Source organism: Lewinella sp. W8 (assembly GCF_004375085.3).
In the GTDB taxonomy this organism is placed as follows: Bacteria; Bacteroidota; Bacteroidia; order Chitinophagales; family Saprospiraceae; genus Neolewinella.
In genome coordinates, this window is sequence record NZ_SNAQ03000015.1 from 149354 (window position 1) to 170769 (window position 21416).

Sequence of the window (21416 nt, forward strand, 5' to 3'; positions counted from 1 at the left end):
GGGCATGGTCGTCTTTCGGACTTGCCCGGCCGATGGCCGGGGAAAGACGACACCATTGATTTGCTGCCAAGATCGGTGACCAGCACCCGCTAGTTCCAGGGCATATCGTCAATGATCTGGACGATGATTTCTCCCTCAGGGTCATTGGGCCGATACCCGAGCTGGATGATGGTCTCTCGCGGAAAGTCCTGGGAAAACAATGCGGTCCGGGACATTTCCGCCTCATTATGGAAGTAGTGAACTGCCCGGTTAGTGTTATTGGCTAATACCTTTGCGAGGGTGGTTTCCGCAAATTCCCGATGATCTTCCACGTCGTTCCAAAAATATTTTTGAATGCCGCCGCCGAACCTGGAATCCCGCAGCAGACAACCAAGGCGGGCATTGGGTGGTACGGGAAGCGTGCCGGGTATACTCTTGTAGGAGCGAATGGCGGGTAGCCCGGTCAGATTTCCATCCACAAAATCGAAGCGCTCGTTGTTGACAAACAGGGCAATTTCTTCCTCCTCTATGTCCATTCGGTAATCAAGCAATCGCATATTTTCTTCTGGTTGCTGCTCCCCGAAGAAGGATGCGGTAGTCGTGTACTTGAGCTCCGGGGTAAAACGCCCCACCACTGGATGGGGCAGGGAACGGTCAGCCCCCAGTGGACCATTCGGGACCAACTTGAGCACCCGATGATCCCTGAGCAACTCCCCCTCCCGCAGGGGCTCACTGGCGGCATCTATGTTGAAATAATGATCAAGTTGCACCACGTAAGACTCCGGATCATCATAACAGGGATGATAAATGGAGAAGTTTGTCTTGGAAATTCCGTGCAGGACCGCCTTAATCTGGGCGTATTCCTCGGGAGTAGGCAGGCGCCGGAAATACAGCTCAAACTTGTCGATTCGTTCGGGTAGCCAATCGTTCTGGTCGAACCAGTTCGCGTACACCTGGGCGTGATTTTCGATCAGTTGGCCCGCCCCGCCGGGCTGGGCCACGCTATCGGCTCCGGGAAAGAGTACCGGGGCAGTCTCGCGACCATTGATTAGGAAGGTAGCTACTACCAGCCACCCCATGAGTCCCATTGCCGCCAGACCAACGACCATTTTCTGCTTCCGGCGTTGTCCCATTTTCTCAATCCGGCGTTTCAGGCTCGGCTCAGAGAACGGCAGCGCCAGGGCCAGTTGTTGGCCGGCGATGCTCTGGCGCACCAGCGCCAGTTGGTAGGCCCGGCGGTCACCGGTCTGTTTTAGGGCCCCTTCGTCGGCCAGGTACTCCAGGTTGGCGCGCTGGGCGCGCCGCAGCCACCAGGCCCCGGGATGGAACCAGAAAAAGCAGAGGAAGAGCTCTCCAATGAGGATGTCCAGGGCGTGGAGTTGCCGGGCGTGGATCCGCTCGTGGCGTAGGATCAGCGGTAAGTCACGGGTTCCGAGTAGGTCAGCGGACAGATACACGGTCCGGCCAAAGGTGAAGGCCTGGCCGGCACTCGCTCCTGCTTCCAGTAGGCGGCAGCCCGCATACCCCGGCAAGGCGGCCGAACGACGATGAATGAGCCACATCCGGGCCAACTTGTAGGTTAATAACGACAGTAGTAAACCGCTTATCAGGCCATAGAGGTGGAGGTAATTCGGCGTCCAAGCGCGGACCGCCGGAGGAACCGCGACGGGGCTGGTAGCCGGCGCTGCGGCTGGAATAATCGTTACTGATTCCGTGGGCGCGGTTACCGCGGCAACCTCCGTGAAAACCGGGGTTTCCCGGATCAGGCGCTCAATCGTCTCGCTGGCGGGGGGTAAGGGACTGGGCAGGGGTAAGACGGGCAGCAGCAGGGTGGCGGCCACCCCGAGCAGCAGCAGGAAGCGGTTGAGTTGGTAGCGATCAGAGAATCGCAGGAGCAGCCAGTAAGCGGGTGGAAGGCAGAGCAAGACGATACTCGCCTTGAGTAAATAAGTAATCATGGTTTTAGGTGTTTATTCTTGTTCGTCAATCATCCGGAGGATGTCCTCCAGATCCGCCCGGGTCAGCTTCTTGTTGCGGGCGAAGTGGGAAACGAGGTCTTTATGGCTATCGTTGAAAAAGTCGCTGACTACCCGCCGGATGTCGCGCTGGAAAAAGTCTTCTTCGCTGATGGCGGGAAAGTAACGGTAGGTGGTACCAAAGTCCTCATGGTCCACGTAGCCCTTTTCCTCCAGCTTACGAATTACCGTGGATACGGTAGTGTAGGCGGGTTTCTTGCCGGGCATGGCGTCAATGATGTCACGGACAAAGGCGCGCTTCAGCTTAAAGAGCAACCGTAGTACTTCTTCTTCTTTTCGGGTCAGGGTTTCCATGGAATCAAAGCTATGGCTAAATTTTTAGTTGAGCAACTATTTTTATAGTTGAGTAACTATTTTTTTCGTCCCCCTTCCTTTCCGGGGAGTATTTCGTTGTCTTTTTCATCTTTGTGGCAAATCACTACCGATGCCCCTACTCCACCGCTTCCCCCTGCTCTTTCTGGTATTGCTTGGCACCTGCGCCACGGCGCCCAGTTGTTTTGCTCAAACTGCCACAACGCCCGCCTTCCCCGAAGACTTCGAGGGAAAATGGGGCGGCACCCTCGAGATTTACCGGCCGGAAGGCGTGGTACAAAGCGTGCCCATGGAACTGCACATTCTGCCGGTGGACGATACGACCTATACCTACACCATCATTTACGGGGAGGACAAGGTGGCCGGCAAACGGGATTACTACATCGTGCGGGGCCCCGACGGGCCGCACCACTGGGTTTGTGACGAGAAGAACACCATTCTACTGGACGGATACTACCTGGGCAATATTTACCAGAGCATGTTCACCGTGATGGGCAATTACATCATTTCTTCCGTCGAGCACCGGGGTGATCACCTCGTTTACGCCATCCACAGCGGCAAGGAAGCCCCCATCCGGGAAAGTGGCGGCAAGGAACACGCCGGAGAAGAAATCCCCCCGGTAAACTCCTTTCTGGTCAGCGGATTTCAACGGGCCAGGCTGGAGTTGATCGAAGAATAATCTCCCCCCAAAGAATTTTTGGACCAGACCCCCAGCAAAAACGAACAAATGCCCCGCCAGCTCATGTTGAATAATAAAAAACCAACATGTGTAAATTACTGGCCTTTATAATATCTACCCTCTTATCTACCACCCTGATCGCCCAGGATGCGGGCGTGAGTCTTTCGCAGAACGAATCGGATTTCCCGACGGAGAGTCTTGCCGCCTGGGATGCCGCCTTCCCCGACCAGAACGTTGGGTTTTTCCACGTGTACACGGATCCCGTCATTGATCCCAATGAAGTATACCTTCTGCGTGGACAGGTGATCGGAGGATACGAAACCGCGCTGCTGCCCAATAAGATTCAGCGGTTAGCCAACCGGATGGAGGCCACGCTATACGCCGCTGCCGCCGTTCGCGACGGACAGGGCGGTAAGTTGTACCTGGTGCGTATGGAAGGTGCCGATCAGGACCGCATCGAAATGTTTCAGATTGATGACGCGGTGGTGAAGCACGTACAAACCCTGGCCTACCGCCAGTGTGAAGGAAACGACTGCCGTCAGATCGACAGCTTTCTGACCGACGTGGACGGAGACACCGAATTCGAAATCATGCAGATTTTCCGAGTGCAGAAGGACGGAGAAACCCGTCGCTCGAATCGGGTGATGTATGATTACCACGAACGCTCCGGAAAATGGAAAAAGGCCAAGATGGTCAATGCACCCTGGGCCAGTACGGAATTCTTTGACCCAACGGACGACGATCAATAAGATACTGGACAAACAAACACACTGTCAATCCCTGCCTCAAGTTTTTGAGGTGGGGTTTTTTATTTCTTTTCCGTGTATGACCTCAGGCCAAAAGTCTATTCTTCTTCCGGATCCCGGATTCCGAGGAAGGGTTTGAGTTTTTCCCACAATTTTTCGGAGGGTGGGCTTAATTGGGGTTCCGCTTCGGGAGTACGGTACTGGCTCAGGATGTCCAGCAGACAAGTCACCCGGGCCTCGGTATCAAAGAACTTGTTGATAATGGCAACCTTACGACTTTCGACGAGACAATATCCCGACTGAAAATTCCCTTTTTCGTAGCGGACGGTATACCCCAGCTCCTTGGCGAGGGTCTCCAGTTTCTTCAGTCCGTGCTTGGTGTTGGGTACCATGTAATTGAAATTTCCCGAGCTTTTCTTTCCCGTACCACCCTGACCGGGAGGAAAAGGCCAGCGCGAAGATGCGAAGGAATTTTGATTCCTCCGGCGATGGCTTACCGCTCCGAATCTATAAATGCTATTTACTTTTGCCCCATGCAAAAACTACTTTTCCTGTCTTTCTTTCTGTTTTTTGCGACGAGCGCAGGTGCCCAGACGTTCCGTGGTTCGGCCCTTTTCGGGGTTAACTTCAGTCAGATTGACGGGGATGACCTGAATGGGTTTTACCAGCCGGGCCTTAACGCCGGCTTGCGGGTAGTGGCCATCCTGAGTGACCGTTGGCGCGTGGGTCCCGAAATTCTGTTTTCCCAACAGGGGGCCCGGCGTAACGCGAACACGGTCAACATCAGCCCCTACGACCGTTTCCGCCTGAACACCCTGGAAGTGCCGCTGATGGTTTACTTCAAAGACTGGCGCATTACCGCCGAAGCGGGCTTCAGCTATCAGCGCTTGATCAACTTCAGCGCCCTGGATTCCGGCGGGCAGGACATCACGGAGGTTACCGAATTCGAAGAAAACCTGGTGGCCTTCAAGGCCGGAGCAACCATCTACTTCAGTCCGAACTGGGGCATGAACATGCGCTGGTCCAAGCACCTGAGTGACTTCAACCGGCAGGCGCCGGACTTCCGCGGCCGCACGGTTAGTTTGCGTTTAGTGTATACCTTTGGTGACGGGGAAGAAATGCCCCAACCAATTGAAGAACAATGATCGGAAAGACCCTTTGCTCCCTTTGCCTCTGCCTTTTTCTCTTCGCCTGCGGAGGAGATAGTTCCAATAGCGGTGCCACCACCGCGACGACCAGCACCCAAGTGCCGGAATATCCGCCCATTCCCGTAGAGAAACTGGAATACCTGTTTGATAATGCGACCTACATGGACGCCACCTTTTATCAGGTTCCCATCTCCATCAACCAGAATACGCTGGATCAAATCCGGTCCAGCCTGGTGCTGGTGGGTGCCGAAGCACCAAAAATCAATCCCGCCTGTAAGCCGATTGGTCACCTCTGGTACCAGGTCAACGGCGTCAACGTGGAGGAAGCGGATATCTACCTCGGCGACCAGTGCACCTACTACGTCTGGTACGAAAACGGGCAACCGGCTTACGCCAACGGGCTCACTGCCGAAGGACTGGAATTCTACTACAACATCATGCGATCCGTCCAGGAACAGGCCGGAGGTGGCGGACAGTAGTTCCTTCCTTAACAAACCCTCCCCACTATGCACACCGTTCGCCGTAATGCGGTCATCGACCTGGGCACCAATACCTTTCACCTCCTGATTGCGGAGGTGAATGACGTTGGCCACATCCACGAAATTCACCGGGAGCGGCACTTCGTAAAGCTGGCGGAAAACGGGATTGCCGAGATCGGGCCGGCGCCCTATCGCCGGGGCCAGGAGGCCCTGAAACTCTTCCGCCAGGTGCTGGATGAGCAGGAGGTCCGGGAAGTCCGGGCCTTTGGCACGGCCGCCCTGCGCACGGCCAGCAACGGTCCGGATTTCATTCGCGAGGCCCGCGAAGCGGCCGGCATCGACATCACCCTCATCCCCGGAGACGAAGAAGCGCGCCTCATCACCAAAGGCGTCTTGCTGGCCATACCTCCGCCCGAAGGTCGCATCCTCATCATGGACATCGGTGGCGGCTCCACCGAATTCATCATCGTGGCGGACGGAGAAGCGCTCTGGCGGCAATCCTTCCCGGTGGGGGTTTCCGTCCTGCACAACGGCTTCCACCACCAGGACCCCATTTCCTCCGGGGAGGTGACGAGACTGGAGGACTTCCTTTCCCGGGAGTTGCGCCCGCTGCAGCGGGCACTGGAGCGCTACCCCGCCCACCATCTGGTGGGCGCTGCGGGAACCTTCGACGTGCTCGCCAACGTCCTCTACGACGAAAACGCCCCCAAGCATCCCACGAGCCACCAACTCCAGCTTGACGGGCTGGCGGAATTGCACGATCGCATCATCAACTCCACCCTCGAAGAACGGCTCCATACGCCCGGCATCCCCGCCCAACGCGCAGACATGATCGTGGTGGCCATGATTCTGCTGCGCTTCGTCTTCACCCTCGCGGGCATCCGTCGGGTGACGGTCAGTGATTACGCGATGAAGGAGGGGATGTTGTCGGAGATGTAGGATTCGCCCGGTGAGCAAGCTATTTCACATGAGGGAGGTTATTTCCACGATTAATCAAGCCTGGAACTGGAAGGGGTTTACGGCCACCGAAGCCATCCGGATCAATGATTTTGGAAACGTGATTTTTAAAACGGCCCTGAATGAATACTGGCGTTTATGCCCCGAAGAACTTAGCTGCCATAAAATTGCTTCCTCGGCAACCGAACTAAACCAGGTCCTCACCGAACAAGAGTTTATTGATGATTGGGAGATGGATCATCTGGTGAAGGAAGCCAAAGCCGTCCTGGGTGAATTGGCTCCATACGAAAAATTTTATCTGGTCCTTCCGGGGGTATTGGGTGGCCAGTACAACGTCAGCAATATTCGAAAAATTAGCTTTCAGGAATTGATTCGCCTGAGTGGTGACCTGGGTTTCCAGATTAAGGATCTGAAAGATGGAGATGAAGTAAAACTTACCACCACTGATCGGCAGAAGAAAGACGGTCCGCCAATTGGATCTTAACCCCTAATTCGTCAACCCAGGTTTCCAATTTTCAGCGTCCGTTATTTACCGCTCGCACTAGAATTGCTCGACCGGATTCTCTGACAATGATGATTCTGTAGCGCCGGATTTATCCGGCAAAAGGTTTTGATCAACGGCTGAAGCCGTCGCTACTGAAATGGCTAGGTTGGTTAAACAATGCAGTGCTCCGCCCCTCAATCATTCAGTCCTTCAATCATTCTATCCCTATCTGAAGGGTTTGGTCAAAGCCCTGGATTACCGCTCGCACTAGAAGTGCTCGACCGGATTCTCTGACAATGATCATTCTGTAGCGCCGGATTTATCCGGCATAAGGTTTTAACCAACGACGGTCCGCCAACTGAATCTTAGCCCCCAATTCGTCAGACGAAGCGTACACGGCTAGGCCGTGACGGATTCGTCGGACGACATTCAATCATCCTGTCCTTCTATCATTCTATCCTCCCCTAGTGCGTCTGGTCAAAGTCCTGGATCACTTCCAGCATGATGGTGATGTCGGTATAAAACTGCCGGATGAGCTGGAAGGAGAGGTTGGAGGAAAAGAACTTGGGCTCCAGCAGGTCGTATTCGTGGGCCACCCCGATGAAGAGATCCTTGTTGTAGACGGCGAAGAAGATGTCGCGGTCCTGCTCCCGTGAGAACTCCAGGATGGCTTCCTGCATCGGGGGCGTTAAGATGCCCGCCACGTGGGTACCCGGTTTGGCGTAAACCGCAAATTCTTCGCGGAAGCCGGGGTTCATAATTTCCACGTCCGCCAGTTTCCCGCCCGACGATACGTAGGCATCGATGGTGCGCTTCAGGCGGCGCAGGTTCTGGCGGGGCCAGACGGCCAGCTGGCCCGTAGTGGGTTCATTGAAGATGGCGTGGACGAACAAGCCACTGAACACCAAAAGGAGTCGGTTGCTGGCCGGACTGATTTCCCGTACGTAGGCCTCCCCCATTTCGAAGGCCATCTCGCCCACCATCCCGCGGATGTAGTCTTCCGAGTGGTAGGTATCCGGCATGGGACGAAAAAGCCCACTGCGCTCAAAACGATCCTGGTTGATCTTGCCCTTGGGGTCATAGGTTAGCGAGCGGTAATTGGGGGACTCATTCAGAAAGGTCATCAGCAGTTCGACGATGGCCGGCTTAAAGGCCTGACGAAACTTCTCGATGCGGAAATACAGGCTACCGATGTAAAAAACCACCGGCACCGCAAGTAGGAAAATGAGAAACCCGAGATCGTAGATCACGAACGCGGCCCCCAGGGCCGCGATGGCCAGCAGGGAAAGGACGATTCCCCGGATCAGTCGAATCCTCAGGCGCTCCAGCCGGAGCAACTCCGGCCGGATAGTGGTGTTGTAATACACCCGGAGTTCATCAATCCGCGGGGGTACGATCATGGCCCCCAAGATATTTGATTTTTTGATTTGTCGGCTCCACCACCGGCCCCACCCAACCAAAACGGCATCCAGGATACTCCTTGAATGGATCATGGGTGTCCGATCTGTTCCGGGCACCGACTTATGCCATCACTAATTCTTCACTACTTCTTGGGAAGCTCCAGAAAGTCCCCGTCCCAGTTGGGGCTACCGTATCTCCCCAAATCGCCTTACCTTTGCGCCCCTATGAAAATCAGCCACTTATTTTTTGCTGTTTTGCTTTCCCTGGCCTTCGCCAGCTGCCGTTCTGAATTTGAATCAGTGCGCACCAGCGGCAACCCCGAGCTCTGGCTCAAAAAGGCCAATGAGTACTACGATGCTGAGGAATATCAGCGGGCTCAGACCCTGTATGAGCTGACCATCGCTCCCTACCGGGGGCAGGCCGAAGCCGAACAAATCGCCTACCGCTACGCCTACACCTACTACTACACCAAGCAGTACGTGCTGGCGAGCTATTACTTCAAGAACTTCGCCACCACTTACGGTGGCAGTACGCTGCGGGAAGAAGCCGATTTCATGTCGGCCTACTCTAATTTCCAGCTCAGTCCCGTCTACCGCCTGGACCAAAGCTACAGCGAGAAGGCGATCGAGGGCTTCGAGGAGTTTGCTAACCGCTACCCCACCAGTCCGCGGGTAGCCGAAGCCAACCGCCTCATCGACGAGATGCGGGCCAAAATGGAGCTGAAGGATTTTGAATCGGCAAAACTGTACATGGACCTTTCGCGTTATGAATCAGCGATTCAGAGTTTCAACAACCTGCTGAAGGATTATCCCGAAACCCAGCGGGGCGAAGAAATTCGCTACCTGATGGCGAAATCACAATTTCAGTACGCAGAACGCAGTTTCGTTGCCCGTCAGCGGGAACGCTACGAAGAAGCGGTCGAGTTAAGTAACCTTTTTCTGGACCGCTACCCGGAAAGCGAGAATCGTGAAGAGATTGAACGCAATCTGGAAAAATCAAATAAACGACTAAACGAACTCAAAGATGTCAGATATCAAAGCACGGGCCCAAGGTCTTAGCCCAGACGTATCCGCACGTGATATTCAGCAACTGGTTAAGGACACCGACAACGTGTACGAAACGCTGTCCATCGTCAGCCGCCGTGCCCGTCAGCTTGCCGTTGACCTCAAGCATGAACTGGACCAGAAGCTGGAAGAATTTGCCGAAGTAACCGACACCATCGAAGAGGTGACGGAGAACAAGGAGCAAATTGAAATCTCCAAGTTCTACGAGAAGCTTCCCAACCCGGTACTGATCGCCATGCGGGAATTCCTCGACGACGAACTCTACCACCGGTACAACGAGCGCCGGGAGGAGGAAGATGACTTTTAGTCTGCGGGAGTTTGGAACATCTCCGCGGTAAGAAAATAATTCTTGGCGTCAGCGGCAGCATTGCCGCCTACAAGAGCGCCCTGATCGTCAGGGGGTTGGTGAAAGCCGGAGCCGAAGTACGGGTACTGATGACCCGGGCGGCGACCGATTTCATCAGCCCCCTGACCCTTTCTACCCTGTCCAAGCACGCGGTCGTCTCTTCGGTACACGACGAGGCTAGCTGGAACAACCACGTAGAATTGGGACTGTGGGCGGACGCGATGCTCGTCGCACCGGCTACCGCCACTACCCTCTCTAAGATGGCTCACGGGCTCTGCGACAGCGCCTTGGTGGCCGTCTATCTTTCCGCCCGCTGCCCCGTCTTCTTTGCTCCCGCCATGGACGTGGACATGTGGCTCCACCCCGCCACCGTCGCCAACGTCAAGCGGCTACAGTCTTTCGGCAACCATCTGATCGACGTTGCCGAAGGAGAATTAGCCAGTGGGTTGGTCGGCGCGGGAAGGCTGGCCGAACCGGAGGATATCCTGCTTCAACTGAATACCTTTTTTGCTCAGGGCGCAGGTGCGCAGGATGCCGGGACCAAACCGGTTGCCATCCCTCATGATTTAAGCGGTAAGCACCTGCTGATCACAGCCGGCCCTACGCTGGAGGATCTGGACCCGGTCCGCTTCCTCGGCAACCGCAGCACCGGCCGCATGGGCATCGCCCTGGCCGAGGCCGCCGCGGCGCGCGGCGCCACGGTAGACCTGCTCCTCGGCCCCACCCACCTCAGTACCCAACGGGAGGGCATCAACCTGATTTCCGTGCGTTCCGCCCGGGAGATGCACGACCGGGCCGTGGAACTCTGGCCCCGGGCCCAGGCCGGCATTCTGGCCGCAGCCGTGGCCGATTACCGCCCCGCCACCGTGTCGGAGCAGAAAATCAAAAAAGGCGAAGGGCCCCTGCGGATCAATCTGGTCCGCAACCCCGACATTGCCGCTACCCTCGGGGCCAGTAAGCAGCCCCACCAGACGCTGGTCGGCTTTGCGCTGGAGACCGAGAACGAGGTCGACAACGCCCGCACCAAGCTCCGCAAAAAGAATTTTGATTTCATCGTGCTGAACTCCCCCAACGAGGCCGGAGCAGCCTTCGGCCACGCCACCAACCGAATTCAGGTAGTGGATCACAATAAGGTGACGCCCTACGAGTTAAAATCTAAGGATCTCGTGGCCCACGACATCCTGCAGGAGCTGGTCCTGCGGTTATCCCCGACCACCTAGGCCCGGCACCATCAAACGAAATACTGACCAATCACTTCCCCATGGTACGTTCCCTACTTGTTTGCACCTTTCTGATCTTGCTTGGCACCTGCGGCTACGCCCAAAGTGAAATCGACTGGACGGTAAAGATCAACACCGATCAGATTACCCAAACGGACAAGCGGATTTTCAACGAGTTGGAAAGCCAGATCGTCCGTTTCCTGGACGGTATTTTCTGGACCAAGGACCGCTTTCTGCCCGAAGAACGGGTGGAAGCCACCATCTTCCTCACGATCAGTGAAGTCTTTGAGGAGTCCAATAAAGGCGGCGGTGCTTCGGTTGTCGTACCCGACGTCTACAAGGCCACCGTTGCCGTGCAGAGCAGTCGGCCCATTTACGGCACGACGGAAAAAACGCCGGTCTTCAATTTTCAGGATCGGTTCGTGCAGTTCCAGTACCAGCGCGGGGAGGGCATTCAGTACAGTGAGCAGACGTACACCGGAGACCTGGCCAACATTCTGGCCTTTTATTCCTACATGATTCTCGGATTTGACTACGATACCTTCTCCCCCCGTGGCGGAGAAGAACTCTTCAAGAAGGCCCAGGATCTCTATAACCGCCTGCCCACGGAGATTCAGAACACTCAGGGATGGCGCTCGGGCAACAAGAGCCGCAATCGCTACTGGTTGCTGGAAAATGTGCTGGAAGGCCGGATGCTGGTTCTTCGCCGGGCCTACTACACCTACCACCGCCTGGGGCTGGACATGATGACCATCGACGTGGCGGCCGCCCGCGCCAACATTACCCTGGCCATCGAAGACGCCGTGAAGGCCAACCAGGCCTACCCCAATACGATGTACGCTCAGGCCTTCGTGGACGCCAAGCGCGAGGAAATCGTGGAAATCTACAAGGGAGCTACCGGACCGGAGCAGAACACGGTGATTTCCGCCATGAGTCGGCTGGACCCGTCGAAGGCTTCCACCTACCGCAACATCCGGTTCACCGGTGGACGTCGTCCTTCCGTGAGCCGCGCTCCCGTCAGGCGGAACACACGCGGAAAGCGATAATTTCTTCCGGTTCGAAAGTGTCCCCCAGCAGGCGATCCTCTTGTGGGGTGATGCTGGAGGCATCCGGTAAATTGCCCTCCCGAATCGCCGTGAGAACGGCCGGGTGGACGTAATATTCCCGGCACACCGCTACGGTATTACCAAGTTCTTCCGCGACGCCTTCCAGCGTGCGTAAATCGGGACGTTCCTCGTCGGGATTTTCCTGCTTCAGCGCCCAGTGCGACCGCACGGCGGCCGAAGTCCCCGCCCAGGTGCGGAAGTATTTACTGCTGAACTCATCCCCGAACAGTTCGCTGACGAGCTCATTCACGTCCGCGCTTTCGAGGTTGTGCATTTTGCCGTCCTTCCCCCGGTACCGAAAGAGTTCGTATCCGGGTAGTTCACTGACGTTCTTGATGAGGCGAACCAGCAGTGGGTCGGTCAAATCGACCGAACGGTCTACCCCACTCTTGCCGGGATAGGCGAAGTGGAGACTGGAGATATCAATTTCCAGGTGTTTACGGCGCAGAGTCGTCAGTCCGATGGTCCCGTTCAGTTTCCGGTAGCCGGCGTTGCCCACCCGCATCCCCGTTTCGTCCATGATGGCCAGGGCCAGGGCGGTCACCCGTCGGCGGGTCCACCCTGCTCCCACCTGGGTGAGGAGGTTACGGATGGTGCCCCGAGCCTCGGGTAGTCGGGCGGCAAATTTGATCAGGCGATCAAACTTATTCTGCTGCTGGTAGGCCAGCCACAGGGGGTGGTAGCGGTATTGCTTGCGCTGCGCATTGTCCCGCCCCGTACAGAGCAGGTGGCCGTTTTCCAACGGGCAAATCCAGACGTCGGTCCAGGCCGGCGGTATGGCCAGCGCCCGGAGTCGGGCCTTGATCCGGGGTTCCCGGATGGGGGATCCGTTTTCCCGGAGGTACTGGAATCCGCGACCGTAACGGCGGCGTGACCAACCGGGGCGGTCATCGGATACGTGGACTAACTTGGGGGGTACGTACTGCGTACGTGCGGGATGAGCTCCCATGGGTAGGTTTCGTTTACTATGCTCTTACCAAAGCTACCCGGGAGGCAAATATGTTCGTTACCGATGGGGTAACGGGCAAAATTTTAAATGTGCTAAAAGTCGCTAACTATTCTTCGCCGGCTTTAATTCGTTCGATGCGGGCGTGGATATTTTGTAGTAAGTCTGCCGGTGGGCGCTGCCACCCTAAATTCCGCTTCATAAAAACGCGATAAGCTTCGGGATTTTTCAGGTCTCCTGTTCTGCCATCTATGGATAGGTCCAGACAGGATTCGTGATCAAAGACTTCGGGTTCCCGGTCCGCCACTTCGGGCAGTTTGGGATCGATGAGCTTAGGCTTTTGGGAGTTGCGACTGTGATTTGGCATTGTTAAGAAATTGTATGAAAAAAGTGCCACTCCGCGAGCCTTTCGCGGAGTGGCACTGATGAATTTATCCGAGGTTGCGCGTATTGACGATACCGTAAGTATCCACGGCGTAGCCACTGAGCTGCTTGATCAGGGCCAGGCGGGCACGCCGCGTGGTAGACTTAACGGTATTCAGCTTCATGTCCATTGCCTCGGCAATTTCCTTTTCGCTGAAGTCATACAGATCGGCCATGATGATGATGGCGCGTTGGTCATCCTTGAGCAGGGCCATCGCTTTTACGATCTGATCGGAGAAGTCCTGATCAAGGGCTCCGGCGATCCGTAGGTCGGTAAATCCGGCCATAGAATGGCCTTCGTCACGCTGGTTGTAGGCGGTCCGTTCGTCCAGCTCCGTTTCACCCCGACGCGTACGCTTACGGTACTCGTTGATGAACAGGTTCTGGCCAAGGCGGAACAACCATGCACGGGCGTTAGTACCGGGTTCGTACTGATCGATTTTCACGTACGCCCGCGCAAAAGTTTCCTGCGTGAGGTCAGCGGCGTCGGCGCCGTTGCCACACATACGGAACAGGAAGTTGTACACCACCTGGTAGTGCTCCAGCATTTCCGTTTCGAAGATTCGCTCGCGGGTGTTGCGTGCCATAATGGTCCCTTGTGGGGTTTGTGCCGGCCTGACGATGCTACAAATACCGCCTTCCGGCTTTACCTAAGTTTAATCAGGTAAGGTTCAGGTTATGTTGTTTACGCGGGGAAAATGCCCCGACCGGGACCAGAAGTTGCGTTGGGTGCAATTTTTTTTAATTTTTTTTTGCGGGGGCCGCAGGTGCCGTGGTTTTTCGGAGGAGCAAACCGGTGGGTGGTTGTTCTGGGTGCGGGGGTGTTTAGAGACAAGGCATGCCTTGTCTCTACAGTGTGCCTTGTCTCTACCGGGGTGGGTATTTTCCCGTTTCGGGGTAAACCTTTTGGACCGCCGCCACCTTCCCTAAAAAAACAATCCGTACTAATGCGCTCCGGCGCCCCCCGATATGCGTTACACTACTTTTGGAACAACCGGATGGGAGGTTTCCCGCATCTGCCTTGGCACCATGACCTTCGGCCAGCAAAACACCGAGGCCGAAGCCCACGAACAACTCGACTACGCACTCGAACGGGGCATCAACATCATTGATACCGCCGAACTTTACAGTGTTCCCGCCCGGGCCGAAACCCAGGGCAGTACCGAACGCTACATCGGCAGCTGGATCAAGGCTCGCGGCAACCGCGACCGGTACTACCTGGCCACCAAAATCGCCGGCCCCCTACCCTTTGCCAGCCATATCCGTCCCAACCTGGGTTTCGGGCGGGCGCAGCTGGACGAAGCCCTCGGCAAAAGCCTGGAGCGCCTGCAAACCGACTACGTTGACCTGTACCAGCTTCACTGGCCCGCCCGGAAAGTCAATTTCTTCGGTACCCGGGGGGTAAGCAGCATCAAGCATGACCCCTGGGAGGATGATTTCCTGGAAATCCTGGAAAACATGCAGGAGCTGATCAAACAGGGCGTCATCCGTCACTGGGGGCTCAGTAACGAAACGCCCTGGGGAGTTATGCGTATCCTTCACCTGGCGGAAGTGCACGGATTACCCAAACCGGTGAGTATCCAAAACCCCTACAACCTGTTGAGCCGGAGTTTTGAAGTTGGCCTGGCGGAGGTTTGTCTGCGCGAAAACATCGCCGGGTTCCACTATTCCCCCCTGGCCATGGGGCGCCTCAGCGGAAAATACCTCCGCGGTACCGACCGCCCGGACGCCCGCCTCAATCAGTTCAAACAGTACACCCGCTACAACAACGACAACGCCCTGGCGGCCACGGCCGCCTACGCGGAGGTGGCCGAAAAACACGGCCTGAACCTCACGCAGATGTCGCTGGCCTTCGTCAATGACCGTGACTTTACCGGTAGCAACATCATCGGAGCCACCAGCCTGGAGCAGTTGAAGGAGAACATTGATAGCATTGACCTTCAGCTTAGCGCCGAAGTAATCAAAGACATCAATGCCGTTCAGGCCAGGTACCCGAACCCTTCGGTATAAACCTGTCCGTAACAAGTCTGTGAGCAGTGGCATGAAAGTGTAGCCCCGCTATTATTGATTCGTGACAGCACTTATCTTTAGCGCCATACACTTGCCCATCCCATGTCAAAAAAATTAAAAATCGAGCGAAGCGCCGGTGCCCTGGACATTACCTATTCCTGGGGTAACCCCTCCCGCTGGTTTCTAGCCTTCTTTTCTCTTTTCTGGAATGCTTTCGTCCTGTTTTTCCTGGCCGTTGGCGCGGGTTGGTTCATTGTATTCCACCTGATTGCCGGCGCGTTCATTGGCTGGTATACCCTGACCTTGTTCCTTAATAAGTCGGTCATTAAGGCCAGTTCCCAGGAGCTGACCATCACCCACGGCCCCATCCCCTGGTTTTCCAAGGATAGGCAGATTCCCGCGCGGGCGGTCAAACAACTCTACGTCGAGATTGGCCCGGTGAAGCAGAACAACCAGTCTACCTATCAATTGATGGCCCAATTGGATACGGACGCCAGGGTAAAGCTCATCGGCGCAGAAATGGATAAGGAAAGGTTACTCGAAGTAGAAGCTACCGTGGAGCGTTATCTGGGCATTGCGGACGATCCCAGCATGAACCTGAGCGGTAAATCCATGAATGGGCTCAACCTGGACGAGGTGCGGGCGAATCTCGAAAGGCTGCAAAAAATCAAGAAGTGGTTACCGGCGTCCATGGCGCAGAAGATGGAGGAGGCGGAGCACAAAATCGCCGCGGAAGCGGCCCGGCGGTCGTCCGATGACGGCATTTTCGTCCCCGGAGAAGACTGGGCGGCATCTTCATCCAGTGGATTCCTCAAACCCCGGATCCTTCCCGCTCCGGAGCACGATCTCACCTTCCCCTTTTACCTGAGTGGCACGGGAGATGACATCCTGCTGGAGGGTGCTCCCGCTACGGTGGGCCGAACGGCCCAACTCGACTGGGACAACGATGACGGTTCGATCAGTCGCCAACTGGAAGTAGTTTCCCCGGGAGATGGTGGCAAGCGTCACTTTTATGCAACCCGCGAGCGGGGTCGCTGGACGTACTACGAAGAACGTCGGTTAGACGATAATGAAGTCGCCAAACTTGGATTCTCCGAGGACCATCACCCCCTGCGCTTTGAGAATGGTCGCGAGCGATACTATCCCCGCGACGAAAAAACCGGCCGACGCTTCGTGCTGGGGCAGGGACATCCCGTCCGTCAGTTTGTCTACTTCACCTCCTCGTCCACCGCCCAATTCCGGGCGCTAAAATCGGGCAATCAGCCCTGGGAAGTTTACATCGAAGAGCCCATCGACGGCGCCAGCTTCGAGGCAAAAGAGTAGCCCATCCGGACGGCTGATGAACACTAGCCACCAGCCGTTCGGATAAGGACTATGGTATCATTCCTGGATTTCGATGATGTAGGCGATCAATTCACCCAATTTACCCTTGATTTCGCCCTCGTTCATGTACTCTTCTTCGGAGAAAACCTCTCCCCAAACCGGCATATCGCGCGCACCGTGGGCTTTGGCCATTTCTCGGCCATCAATCTGGAAGGCGACCTCCAAAATGGGGAACTCCTTACTTCTTCTGCCCTTCATGATTTGCGTGAGGTCCGCCGGTTGGGTCCCCAGAGAATCGATGACGATTCCCTTGCCGTCTTCGCCGTGGCAACGAGCACAGTATTTCATGAAGTGAGCTTCCCCAGCCTCGGCCTGCTTGGCGAAGGAACCGTCGGGGGCGGGTTCGGTGCAGGAATGAAGGATAAAAAAGAGTCCTGCCGTAAGCAGAAAGGCAAAAATGGTCTGAAGTTTAGATGGCAGCTTAAGCATGGCGTTTCGGAAACTAAATGGGTGATAAGATGAAGGACAGGCCGCAGGTGACCACGACTATTCCTCCTGGTTCAGCACCCAAATTAGTTCCTGAAAAAACCGATAAATACCAACAAGATCATTCCCGTTGGTGCAATTTGTCATTGTTTTGTCAACGGCCGAGAAAGGCCAGATCAAGCAAACAGCGCTTCGTAGAGTTCCCGCACCGTACTCAGGGTATGAATCCGGATGCCGTAGCGGTCGGGGTCCAGGCCCTTGACGTTGTATTTGCTGACGTAGATGGCCCGAAAACCAAGGCGATCCGCCTCCTGGATGCGCTGTTCGATCCGGGTTACGGCCCGAATTTCCCCACTGAGGCCAACCTCCCCGGCGAAGCAGACGTTCGGCGGTACGTTTACGTCCATGGCACTGGACAGCAGGGCCGCGATAATGCTCAGGTCAATGGCGGGGTCATCGACTCGCAGTCCTCCAGCGATATTGAGAAAGACGTCCTGGTTGCCAAGCGGGAGACCAGCTCGTTTTTCCAGCACGGCCAGCAACATGGATAGGCGCCGAAGGTCAAAGCCGGTGGCACTGCGCTGGGGCGTCCCGTAGACGGCCGTGCTCACCAGCGCCTGCACTTCCACCAGCATTGGGCGCATCCCCTCCAGCGTAGCACAGACGGCGGAACCGGACAGCTGCTCATCCCGTTCGCTAAGCAGTAATTCGCTGGGGTTCGTGACTTCCCGGAGCCCGGAGGAATCCATCTGGTAAATTCCCAGTTCGTCCGTACTCCCGAAGCGATTTTTCAGTGTCCGCAGGATTCGGTAGGTATAATTTCGGTCCCCCTCAAACTGCAGCACGGCATCGACGATGTGTTCCAGCAGTTTGGGGCCGGCAATGCTGCCTTCTTTGGTGATGTGACCGATCAGGAAGGTAGGAATCCCCGTTTCCTTGGCGAATCGCTGCAGTTCGGCGGCACATTCCCGAACCTGACTTACCGTACCCGCCATACTTTCCACGTGGGGGCTGGCCAGGGTCTGAATCGAGTCGGCGATGAGCAGGTCTGGCTTCAGGTCCGCCGCGTGTTGCAGGAGTTTATTGGTGTTGGTTTCGGTCAGCAGGTAACAGTTCTCGGCCTTTCCGCCGAGGCGATCGGCGCGCATTTTGATCTGCTCCTCGCTCTCTTCTCCGGACACGTAGAGGACTTTCTTCCCCAGATTGAGGGCCAGCTGCAGCAAGAGAGTTGATTTTCCGATACCGGGCTGCCCCCCGAAGAGAACGATGCTGCCCGGCACGATACCGCCGCCCAGTACCCGATTGAGCTCGGCATCGGGACTGACGAGCCGTTTCACCTCTCCCGCCACCACTTCGTCGAGCGGTACCGGGCGGGGGCCCTTCCCCAGGGGGCCCGCGGCTTTGGCCGCGGCGCCGGAGCCAACTGATCTCCAGTCCGGTTTCTGCTCTAAACGGTCATTCTTGGTTTTCACCACCTTTTCCTCCACGAGCGTATTCCACTCCCGGCAGCTCGGACACTGTCCCATCCATTTTGGTGATTCGGCGCCACAGTTGCGGCAGAAGAAGGCGACCTTAACCTTAGCCATAATACGATTTGCTATAAAAATTCAAATATACAACAAAATGTTAGCACCTAGTTCCCCTTACTCCTCCCGATGAGTACCACGCCGGAGATGATCAGGAAGGCCCCCAAACCCTGCACCAGGTTCAGGCTTTCTCCGAGCACAAAGTATTCCAGGACAATGGTGGCTACGGGGCCGATGGCCCCAACGATGGCCGCATCTCCGGCCCCCAGGCGGCGAATCCCCTCCGTCATGAGGTAACTCGGGATCACGGTGCAAAATACGGCCATAATGAGACCGTAAACGTACACCATATAATGCAGGCCCAACAGGGGCGCTCCGGAGAAGAAAACATGGGTTAGTACGGCAACACTGGCCACCACCAGCGCCATACTGGTGAAGCGAATACTTCCCAGCCGGGGCGCCAGCCGGCCACTTCCGATCACGAAGGCCGAATACAGCAGGGCGCTCAGCAGAATCAATCCTGCCCCCAGGGGCAGGTTACTCCCGGCGCTAAAATCAGCTCCACTGAAGGCCAGGGTGATTCCCCCGTAGCAGATCACCACGGCAATCCACTGAACGCGTCGTATGGGGACCCCAAAGATCATCAGTTGCAGGACGAGTACCATGGTGGGATAGCTGAACAAAATCAGGCGCTCCATCCCCGCGCTGAGGTAGCGCAGGCCGAGAAAATCGGTGTAACTGGCCAGGTAGTAGCCGCAAATACCCAGTAGGACTAGGGCCACGTAGTCGCCACGCTTTACCTTGCCGTGGGTACTGGAGCGTTCCCGACGGTAGTATCCGATGAGTAAGAAAAGTGGTAGAGAAAAAGCCATCCGGAGCCCCAGCAGGCTGATGCTGCTCACGGCATACTGGTAGGCTAACTTGATGACGATGGCCTTGCAGGAGAACAGGATGGACCCCGACAGCAGACACAAGAGTCCCAGTCTTCGGTTCCGAAGGTAAGCGGACTGGTCTTCGAGCGTTAGGGGGTTGGCCATGATGAATACGTGGGGCGAAGGTCGTGACCGACAAGTCGCAGTTTGGACGGATAATTACCCAACTTACAATCGCTAAATATTGCCCGTAGTCGGTCAGTCCTTAGTGAGCGGTGAAGTAGGCGACCAACATTCCGATGACGATGACCACAAACTTTTTAAGGGAGATTCCGTGTCCCCGTCCACCATCCGCTTCAAAGAGAATGGTGGTGGAAATGTGCAAAAAGCTACCGACGACCAGGGCCAGCACCCGGTTCTGCCACACGGGATCAATGCTGATGATTTCCCCCAGCCAGGCCCCGATAGGTGACAGGATGGCGAAAAATGCCAAGCACCCCCAGGTAAATATTCTGGAATAGCCGGAGTGGAGCAGGAGTAGTCCGAGCGCAAAGGCCGCGGGGATTTTATGGAGCACGATCCCAAAAAGCAGGTGCACGTTATCCGGGTGATCGTGCGAAGAGTGGTCATGCCCCATTAAGCCCTCCGAAGCGCCCAGGGGTAAGCCTTCCAGAAGCGCATGTAACCCCAGCCCGATCATCACCCCGATGGCGTACCGGTAAGATTGGTTGCGGTGCGTATGGACGTGGCCGTGCTCAACTCCCTGGCTGAGGCTTTCCAGCAGGAGTTGCACGAAGAAGCCCCCCAGCAGCCAGGCTCCGGTGTGGTAGCCGGGCTGCTGAAAGACCCCCGGCATCAGTTCCATGGCTGCAATGCCCAACAGATAGGCACCACTGAAGGAAAGCAGTAAGGGCAAATACATCCGCCACCGCTGGCTTTCGTCACGCCCCCGGAGGAATTGTGCGAAACCACCCCCAATGAAGACACTGGAAATCAGCAGCAGGTATTGCCAGATGAGCATTTTATAAAGGCATTATCGGTACACAAACGCCGGGCTCCCCCAAAAGTTAAATGCAACAGCATTGCACTTCTCTTTTTTCTGACTTTCTTCCTCCAATGGGGAGAAAGCTACCCAGTTCATGGCCACAGAAAACTCCGTTGCACCTGCGGTGACGCCAAATAAGCTTACTCCACCCTCACATCCGCCGGATTCCCCGGCAGCCCCCTCAGCCAGCGACGACCCGCCAGGACCACCAGGCAGGCAATCGTGATGCCCAACAGGGCGCCGAAGAAGATATCGGCCGGAAAATGCTTGCCGACGTAGACCTGCGCCAGGGAAATACTCGCCGCCCAGCCGTAGAGAAGGAATGTAAACGTCCGTGGCTTACCCACCAGCCAGGTCATTGCCAGCACCTGCGCCAGTGCAAAGTGATTGGTGGCGTGATTGGAGGGAAAGCTGTACTGCCCACCGCAGCTGACCAAAATACGCGCCTGGTCCGCGATGCTGGCGTCCGCACAGGGCCTTAATCGCCCCACCCAGGGCTTGAGCACGGAGGCCGCCAGTTGGTCCGCAACGGCGATCGCCACGCCCACGCAAAGCAGTAACCGCAGCGTGGACCGCCAGCCATACTCGCGCAGCAGCAAGACGACCAGAACCAGGTACAACGGAATCCAGGTGGTTTTTTCCCGGTAGGTGGGTAAGACGGCATCCAGCCAGGGGTGGGCCAGGCTCTGATTGATAAAATCAAAGATGGCGTAGTCAATTTGCATACTGGTGGGCAATATTTGAGCGCAAATATCCATAATCCCGGTAGGAATCCCCTGGGCTATATTTGCGCCCCCTCATCCGCATCACCAAAAGGATCAGCATCCC

General features: G+C 56.2%; 24 protein-coding genes. 12 read left to right on the plus strand and 12 right to left on the minus strand.

The genetic code is table 11. The features are described from left to right. Positions 1-89: 89 nt before the first annotated feature. The gene (locus E1J53_RS16730; protein WP_134273443.1) at positions 90-1937 is read right to left on the minus strand and encodes a M56 family metallopeptidase; all 1848 of its coding nucleotides are present in this window, start codon (positions 1935-1937) and stop codon (positions 90-92) included. A gap of 12 nt (positions 1938-1949) precedes the next feature. Beyond that, positions 1950-2309: a BlaI/MecI/CopY family transcriptional regulator gene (locus E1J53_RS16735; RefSeq protein WP_134273442.1), complete on the minus strand. Its 360-nt coding sequence runs from the start codon at positions 2307-2309 to the stop codon at positions 1950-1952. 130 nt (positions 2310-2439) lie between these two features. On the opposite strand from E1J53_RS16735, the gene E1J53_RS16740 reads away from it, so the two are divergent. Continuing rightward, entirely contained in the window at positions 2440-3006 is a 567-nt protein-coding gene (locus tag E1J53_RS16740) for a hypothetical protein (RefSeq protein WP_134273441.1), read from the plus strand. An 86-nt stretch (positions 3007-3092) separates the two neighbouring features. Then, complete coding sequence (locus E1J53_RS16745) at positions 3093-3755, plus strand: hypothetical protein (protein WP_134273440.1); 663 nt, start codon at positions 3093-3095, stop codon at positions 3753-3755. A 95-nt stretch (positions 3756-3850) separates the two neighbouring features. Here E1J53_RS16745 and E1J53_RS16750 read toward each other — a convergent pair whose 3' ends face one another. Next, positions 3851-4144 carry a hypothetical protein gene (locus E1J53_RS16750; RefSeq protein ID WP_134273439.1) on the minus strand — a complete coding sequence of 98 codons (294 nt, stop codon included), beginning with the start codon at positions 4142-4144 and terminating at the stop codon, positions 3851-3853. Between the two features lie 141 nt (positions 4145-4285). Here E1J53_RS16750 and E1J53_RS16755 point away from each other — a divergent pair, with 141 nt between their 5' ends. Genes E1J53_RS16755 through E1J53_RS16770 form a run of 4 tightly spaced genes read left to right on the plus strand, consistent with a single transcriptional unit; the run spans position 4286 to position 6820 of the window. Then, positions 4286-4897, plus strand: coding sequence for an outer membrane beta-barrel protein (locus tag E1J53_RS16755; protein ID WP_173021534.1), 612 nt, complete (start codon positions 4286-4288; stop codon positions 4895-4897). Beyond that, positions 4894-5379, plus strand: a complete 486-nt coding sequence (locus tag E1J53_RS16760) for a hypothetical protein (protein ID WP_134273437.1) — start codon at positions 4894-4896, stop codon at positions 5377-5379. Before E1J53_RS16755 ends, E1J53_RS16760 begins: the two co-directional genes overlap by 4 nt. 27 nt (positions 5380-5406) lie before the next feature. Beyond that, positions 5407-6318, plus strand: coding sequence for a phosphatase (locus tag E1J53_RS16765; RefSeq protein ID WP_134273436.1), 912 nt, complete (start codon positions 5407-5409; stop codon positions 6316-6318). A 28-nt stretch (positions 6319-6346) separates the two neighbouring features. After that, the gene (locus E1J53_RS16770; protein ID WP_134273435.1) at positions 6347-6820 is read left to right on the plus strand and encodes a T6SS immunity protein Tdi1 domain-containing protein; all 474 of its coding nucleotides are present in this window, start codon (positions 6347-6349) and stop codon (positions 6818-6820) included. A gap of 464 nt (positions 6821-7284) precedes the next feature. On the opposite strand, the gene E1J53_RS16775 is transcribed toward E1J53_RS16770, so the two are convergent. Beyond that, on the minus strand, positions 7285-8220 hold the full coding sequence (locus tag E1J53_RS16775) for a DUF3137 domain-containing protein (RefSeq protein WP_173021535.1): 936 nt from the start codon (positions 8218-8220) through the stop codon (positions 7285-7287). A 225-nt stretch (positions 8221-8445) separates the two neighbouring features. Between E1J53_RS16775 and E1J53_RS16780 the strand changes: the two genes are divergently transcribed. Genes E1J53_RS16780 through E1J53_RS16795 form a run of 4 tightly spaced genes read left to right on the plus strand, consistent with a single transcriptional unit; the run spans position 8446 to position 11897 of the window. Then, positions 8446-9279, plus strand: a complete 834-nt coding sequence (locus tag E1J53_RS16780) for an outer membrane protein assembly factor BamD (protein WP_134273433.1) — start codon at positions 8446-8448, stop codon at positions 9277-9279. Next, positions 9245-9592: a DNA-directed RNA polymerase subunit omega gene (locus E1J53_RS16785; protein ID WP_134273432.1), complete on the plus strand. Its 348-nt coding sequence runs from the start codon at positions 9245-9247 to the stop codon at positions 9590-9592. The genes E1J53_RS16780 and E1J53_RS16785 overlap by 35 nt, the downstream gene beginning before the upstream one ends. Positions 9593-9603: 11 nt before the next feature. Continuing rightward, positions 9604-10851 (plus strand): bifunctional phosphopantothenoylcysteine decarboxylase/phosphopantothenate--cysteine ligase CoaBC, encoded by a 1248-nt coding sequence (gene coaBC / locus E1J53_RS16790; RefSeq protein WP_134273431.1) that lies wholly within the window; start codon positions 9604-9606, stop codon positions 10849-10851. Between the two features lie 41 nt (positions 10852-10892). Beyond that, on the plus strand, positions 10893-11897 hold the full coding sequence (locus tag E1J53_RS16795) for a DUF4835 family protein (RefSeq protein WP_134273430.1): 1005 nt from the start codon (positions 10893-10895) through the stop codon (positions 11895-11897). Here E1J53_RS16795 and E1J53_RS16800 read toward each other — a convergent pair. The 3 genes from E1J53_RS16800 to E1J53_RS16810 all read right to left on the minus strand — a co-directional run bounded on the left by E1J53_RS16800 (position 11869) and on the right by E1J53_RS16810 (position 13913). Further along, complete coding sequence (locus E1J53_RS16800; protein WP_134273429.1) at positions 11869-12906, minus strand: DNA topoisomerase IB; 1038 nt, start codon at positions 12904-12906, stop codon at positions 11869-11871. The genes E1J53_RS16795 and E1J53_RS16800 overlap by 29 nt on opposite strands. Positions 12907-13012: 106 nt before the next feature. Then, entirely contained in the window at positions 13013-13270 is a 258-nt protein-coding gene (locus E1J53_RS16805; RefSeq protein ID WP_134273428.1) for a hypothetical protein, read from the minus strand. A gap of 64 nt (positions 13271-13334) precedes the next feature. Next, positions 13335-13913 carry a sigma-70 family RNA polymerase sigma factor gene (locus E1J53_RS16810; protein ID WP_134273427.1) on the minus strand — a complete coding sequence of 193 codons (579 nt, stop codon included), beginning with the start codon at positions 13911-13913 and terminating at the stop codon, positions 13335-13337. A 382-nt stretch (positions 13914-14295) separates the two neighbouring features. Between E1J53_RS16810 and E1J53_RS16815 the strand changes: the two genes are divergently transcribed. Continuing rightward, positions 14296-15336, plus strand: coding sequence for an aldo/keto reductase (locus E1J53_RS16815; RefSeq protein ID WP_134273426.1), 1041 nt, complete (start codon positions 14296-14298; stop codon positions 15334-15336). A 102-nt stretch (positions 15337-15438) separates the two neighbouring features. After that, a complete protein-coding gene (locus E1J53_RS16820) occupies positions 15439-16659 on the plus strand; it encodes a hypothetical protein (RefSeq protein WP_134273425.1) in 1221 nt (406 codons plus the stop codon). A gap of 57 nt (positions 16660-16716) precedes the next feature. Here E1J53_RS16820 and E1J53_RS16825 read toward each other — a convergent pair whose 3' ends face one another. The 5 genes from E1J53_RS16825 to E1J53_RS16845 form a co-directional block, all read right to left on the minus strand. Continuing rightward, complete coding sequence (locus tag E1J53_RS16825) at positions 16717-17148, minus strand: cytochrome c (RefSeq protein WP_134273424.1); 432 nt, start codon at positions 17146-17148, stop codon at positions 16717-16719. A gap of 173 nt (positions 17149-17321) precedes the next feature. After that, positions 17322-18731 (minus strand): DNA repair protein RadA, encoded by a 1410-nt coding sequence (gene radA, locus E1J53_RS16830; RefSeq protein ID WP_134273423.1) that lies wholly within the window; start codon positions 18729-18731, stop codon positions 17322-17324. A gap of 47 nt (positions 18732-18778) precedes the next feature. Further along, positions 18779-19708, minus strand: coding sequence for a DMT family transporter (locus E1J53_RS16835; protein ID WP_134273422.1), 930 nt, complete (start codon positions 19706-19708; stop codon positions 18779-18781). 100 nt (positions 19709-19808) lie between these two features. Further along, positions 19809-20564: a ZIP family metal transporter gene (locus E1J53_RS16840; protein ID WP_134273421.1), complete on the minus strand. Its 756-nt coding sequence runs from the start codon at positions 20562-20564 to the stop codon at positions 19809-19811. A 164-nt stretch (positions 20565-20728) separates the two neighbouring features. Further along, positions 20729-21313, minus strand: coding sequence for a phosphatase PAP2 family protein (locus tag E1J53_RS16845; protein WP_173021536.1), 585 nt, complete (start codon positions 21311-21313; stop codon positions 20729-20731). Positions 21314-21416: the final 103 nt, after the last annotated feature.

Bases quoted from the DNA above. Each gene is read 5' to 3' on its own strand.
- E1J53_RS16730 (WP_134273443.1), bottom strand. From the start codon at position 1,937: ATGATTACTTATTTACTCAAGGCGAGTATCGTCTTGCTCTGCCTTCCA.
- E1J53_RS16845 (WP_173021536.1), bottom strand. From the start codon at position 21,313: ATGCAAATTGACTACGCCATCTTTGATTTTATCAATCAGAGCCTGGCC.
- E1J53_RS16800 (WP_134273429.1), bottom strand. From the start codon at position 12,906: ATGGGAGCTCATCCCGCACGTACGCAGTACGTACCCCCCAAGTTAGTC.
- E1J53_RS16770 (WP_134273435.1), top strand. From the start codon at position 6,347: ATGAGGGAGGTTATTTCCACGATTAATCAAGCCTGGAACTGGAAGGGG.
- E1J53_RS16795 (WP_134273430.1), top strand. From the start codon at position 10,893: ATGGTACGTTCCCTACTTGTTTGCACCTTTCTGATCTTGCTTGGCACC.
- E1J53_RS16810 (WP_134273427.1), bottom strand. From the start codon at position 13,913: ATGGCACGCAACACCCGCGAGCGAATCTTCGAAACGGAAATGCTGGAG.
- E1J53_RS16835 (WP_134273422.1), bottom strand. From the start codon at position 19,708: ATGGCCAACCCCCTAACGCTCGAAGACCAGTCCGCTTACCTTCGGAAC.
- E1J53_RS16805 (WP_134273428.1), bottom strand. From the start codon at position 13,270: ATGCCAAATCACAGTCGCAACTCCCAAAAGCCTAAGCTCATCGATCCC.
- radA (WP_134273423.1), bottom strand. From the start codon at position 18,731: ATGGCTAAGGTTAAGGTCGCCTTCTTCTGCCGCAACTGTGGCGCCGAA.
- E1J53_RS16740 (WP_134273441.1), top strand. From the start codon at position 2,440: ATGCCCCTACTCCACCGCTTCCCCCTGCTCTTTCTGGTATTGCTTGGC.
- E1J53_RS16820 (WP_134273425.1), top strand. From the start codon at position 15,439: ATGTCAAAAAAATTAAAAATCGAGCGAAGCGCCGGTGCCCTGGACATT.
- E1J53_RS16825 (WP_134273424.1), bottom strand. From the start codon at position 17,148: ATGCTTAAGCTGCCATCTAAACTTCAGACCATTTTTGCCTTTCTGCTT.
- E1J53_RS16735 (WP_134273442.1), bottom strand. From the start codon at position 2,309: ATGGAAACCCTGACCCGAAAAGAAGAAGAAGTACTACGGTTGCTCTTT.
- E1J53_RS16840 (WP_134273421.1), bottom strand. From the start codon at position 20,564: ATGCTCATCTGGCAATACCTGCTGCTGATTTCCAGTGTCTTCATTGGG.
- E1J53_RS16775 (WP_173021535.1), bottom strand. From the start codon at position 8,220: ATGATCGTACCCCCGCGGATTGATGAACTCCGGGTGTATTACAACACC.
- E1J53_RS16780 (WP_134273433.1), top strand. From the start codon at position 8,446: ATGAAAATCAGCCACTTATTTTTTGCTGTTTTGCTTTCCCTGGCCTTC.
- E1J53_RS16760 (WP_134273437.1), top strand. From the start codon at position 4,894: ATGATCGGAAAGACCCTTTGCTCCCTTTGCCTCTGCCTTTTTCTCTTC.
- E1J53_RS16765 (WP_134273436.1), top strand. From the start codon at position 5,407: ATGCACACCGTTCGCCGTAATGCGGTCATCGACCTGGGCACCAATACC.
- E1J53_RS16750 (WP_134273439.1), bottom strand. From the start codon at position 4,144: ATGGTACCCAACACCAAGCACGGACTGAAGAAACTGGAGACCCTCGCC.
- E1J53_RS16785 (WP_134273432.1), top strand. From the start codon at position 9,245: ATGTCAGATATCAAAGCACGGGCCCAAGGTCTTAGCCCAGACGTATCC.
- E1J53_RS16745 (WP_134273440.1), top strand. From the start codon at position 3,093: ATGTGTAAATTACTGGCCTTTATAATATCTACCCTCTTATCTACCACC.
- E1J53_RS16755 (WP_173021534.1), top strand. From the start codon at position 4,286: ATGCAAAAACTACTTTTCCTGTCTTTCTTTCTGTTTTTTGCGACGAGC.
- E1J53_RS16815 (WP_134273426.1), top strand. From the start codon at position 14,296: ATGCGTTACACTACTTTTGGAACAACCGGATGGGAGGTTTCCCGCATC.